Annotated in this window: 2 protein-coding genes; both read left to right on the forward strand. The window is 75.5% G+C overall.

Features of this window, described 5'->3' with window-relative positions:
• Positions 1-152: 152 nt before the first annotated feature.
• Positions 153-875 (forward strand): adenosylcobinamide amidohydrolase, encoded by a 723-nt coding sequence (locus AB0J52_RS35035; RefSeq protein WP_500187200.1) that lies wholly within the window; start codon positions 153-155, stop codon positions 873-875.
• 339 nt (positions 876-1,214) lie between these two features.
• The coding region (locus AB0J52_RS35040) for a hypothetical protein (protein ID WP_500187199.1) at positions 1,215-2,764 on the forward strand (1,550 nt) is incomplete at its 3' end.

Consider the following 2,764-nt stretch of genomic DNA (forward strand, 5'->3'; position numbering starts at 1 on the left):
GCCGCGTCCGGGCCGCCCGCCGAGGTGCTGACGCGCGAGACGGTCGCCACCCATTTCGACGCGCACGTCAGTGTGGCCCATGATGCGGAGGGGCGTCCGCTGCTGGCGCTGGAGCGTCCGAACCGTTCAGCCGAAGGGGCCGCCGGGTGAGAATCGACCTGCACTGGCGTGAGGAGGACGGCGCGCGCCTGGCCGCGACGGTCTGGCGGCCCGGCGGCGGCCTCCGGATGATCTCGTCGGCGATGCTCGGAGGCGGCATCACGTCCGCGCGCTGGGTTCTGAACGCGCAGGTCGCGGGCGGTTACTCGCGCATGGACCCGGTCGACCACCTGCTGGAGCTGGCCGCCGAATACGGGCTCGACGGGCCGGGCGTCGGGATGCTGACGGCCGCGTCCGTCGAGCGCACGCAGCAGGCCGGGGACGGCGGGGTGCGGGTCTCCGCGACCGTCGGCCTGCGGGTGCCGACCTGGGCCGCCGCGCCCGCGGGCGCCGCCGATCCCGAACTCGCCCCGATCCGTTTGGACGGCGTGATGCCGCGCCCGGGGACGATCAACATCGTGGTGTCGGTGCCGGTCCCGCTGACGGACGCGGCGCTGGTCAACGCGGTGATGACGGCGACCGAGGCCAAGTCGCAGGCGATGCTGGAGGCCGGGTACGCGGGCACCGGCACCGCGTCCGACGCCATCTGCGTGGCCGCGCCCGCCCCCGGCGCCACGCGGCGTCGCGAGCCCGATCTTGAGCCCGAGGCCGAGCCGTTCGCCGGGCCGCGCTCGGTCTGGGGCGCGCGGATCGCGCGGGCCGTCCACCGGGCCGTCCTGACCGGGGCGCACGACTACACGGGCCTGCTCCAGGCCCGCCGCGACGCCGCGCTCTGATCCCCTTCCCCTGCCTCCCCCACCGCTTCCCGTCCCCCGCCACACCTCCTTCCCGTGGCCGGGATCGGCCGGACCCGCCGTCCGCGGGGGCGGGTCCGCTCCGCCCGGGGTAGGGGCGGGGAAGGACGCCGATCCGCCGCCGCCATTTCCACCGACGGGGAACAAACGGCCGATCATGGTCGCGGTTTTCCGGTCCGCGATCGCATCGGGCTCACTACGCTGGGAGCGATTCGGCGACAGCAAGCGGTGACCGACAGTGGTGGCCGGCGCGGCCACCGGGGCGCGGCGGTCACCGGCAGTACGTGCCGCGCAGGGCGGCACGGCGACGACGAGGCCAGGATGAACGGTCCGGAGACCGAGAGCACCCCGCCGCCGGGCGAGCACGGCCCGCCCCCGGCCGAGGAGAGCCGTCCGCCCCTTCGGCGGCTCACCGAGGTGATGGCGTTCGAGCTGTGCTCGTCCATCCTGGTCGGCCTGCTGGTGACCGTTTTCCACGGCTATTTCTGGCTCAACTCGATCGTCACCCTCACGGTCCTGGCCGCGGTGTCGGTGTTCGTCTGGCGGTCGCGTCCGGACCTGGTGCACAACATCCTGGCGGGCGCGACCACGACGCTGGCGTGGATGGCCAAGGCGTTAGCGTGCCTGCTCGCGGGCGCCGCGGTGATGGTCCTGGTGCTGCTGGCCGCGCTCGGCGTGCGGGCGCTGCGCAACGCGGCCCAACCCTGCGGGCAGCCACTGGAGCTGCGCGTGCTGACCGCGCCCGAAATGCAGACGCCCCTGCGCGCGGCGGCGGCGGAGTTCGTCGCCGACCGCACCGACGGCGGCTGCCGCCAGTACACGGTCACGGTCGTCCCGGAGCCGGGCCCGGTCTCGCTGTACGACGCGTTCAGCCGGGTCTGGCGGCGCAACGACACCGGCGACGACCGGCAGCTCGTCGGCCCGCAGCCGGACGTGTGGATCCCGGCGACCAGCGCCGAGCTCGACTTCGTCCCGCACACCGGCCAGGCGGGCCCGGGCGGCGGACAGGGCGGCGGTGGGCAGGCGGCCGGCGGCCAGGCCTCGACCGGGGCCGGGGCCGGGCAGCCCGGCTCGGGCAGCGGCGATCCGCGCTTCCGGACGCTCTCCCACTCGCTCGGGACCTCGCCGATGGTCCTCGCCCTCTTCCCCAAGGCGGACGCGGCGGTCGCGAGCCCCTACAGCGCGCCGCTCAAGCAGAGCGTGGGCGCGCTGCTGAACCAGATCGCGCAGACCGGGGTGAAGCTGCGCGGGATCGCCCGTCCCGTCCCGGACACCTCGTCGGCGGCGCTGGAGGTCACCCCGGCGCTGTACGACGCGCAGCCGGGGTCGTCCCCGAGCGCGGACGAGAAGTTCGCGAGCCCGCCCGACCTCGTCGCGCCGGACGCGGTGACGCTGCTGTGCCGGTTCCGGGCGCGGGCGGCCCTCAACCAGGAGCCTCCGTCGGACGTCGCGGTGGCCGTCCCCGAGCAGGTGCTCGCCGACTACGACGCCGGCCGGGCCCTCGGCGACCGCTGCGGCCCGGTCGACCCCGCCACCACGTCGAACGCGCGCTGGCGGCTGCACCCGTACTACGCGGTCGGCCTGCCGAGCATGGACTACCCGCTCGTCCAGCTGACCTGGCACGGGCAGGACACCCGGGCCCGCAACGACGCCATCGACGACCTGCGGTCCTGGCTGGCCTCGCACCCGCTGTCCGACCAGGGGCTGCGCGACGGCAACGGCGAGATCCCCGCGCAGCCCGAGGCCGACTCCCGGCACTACTACCTGTCCCGGCTCCAGGGCATGCTCGGCGAGCGCGCCATGCCGCCCGGGGTTCCGCTGAACGGCGCGCCTCCGGTGCAGAGCGCGCTGGACCGGCTCGCCGCCGCGCG

The sequence above is a fragment of the Spirillospora sp. NPDC049652 genome (genome assembly GCF_040675125.1).
Lineage (GTDB): Bacteria > Actinomycetota > Actinomycetes > Streptosporangiales > Streptosporangiaceae > Spirillospora.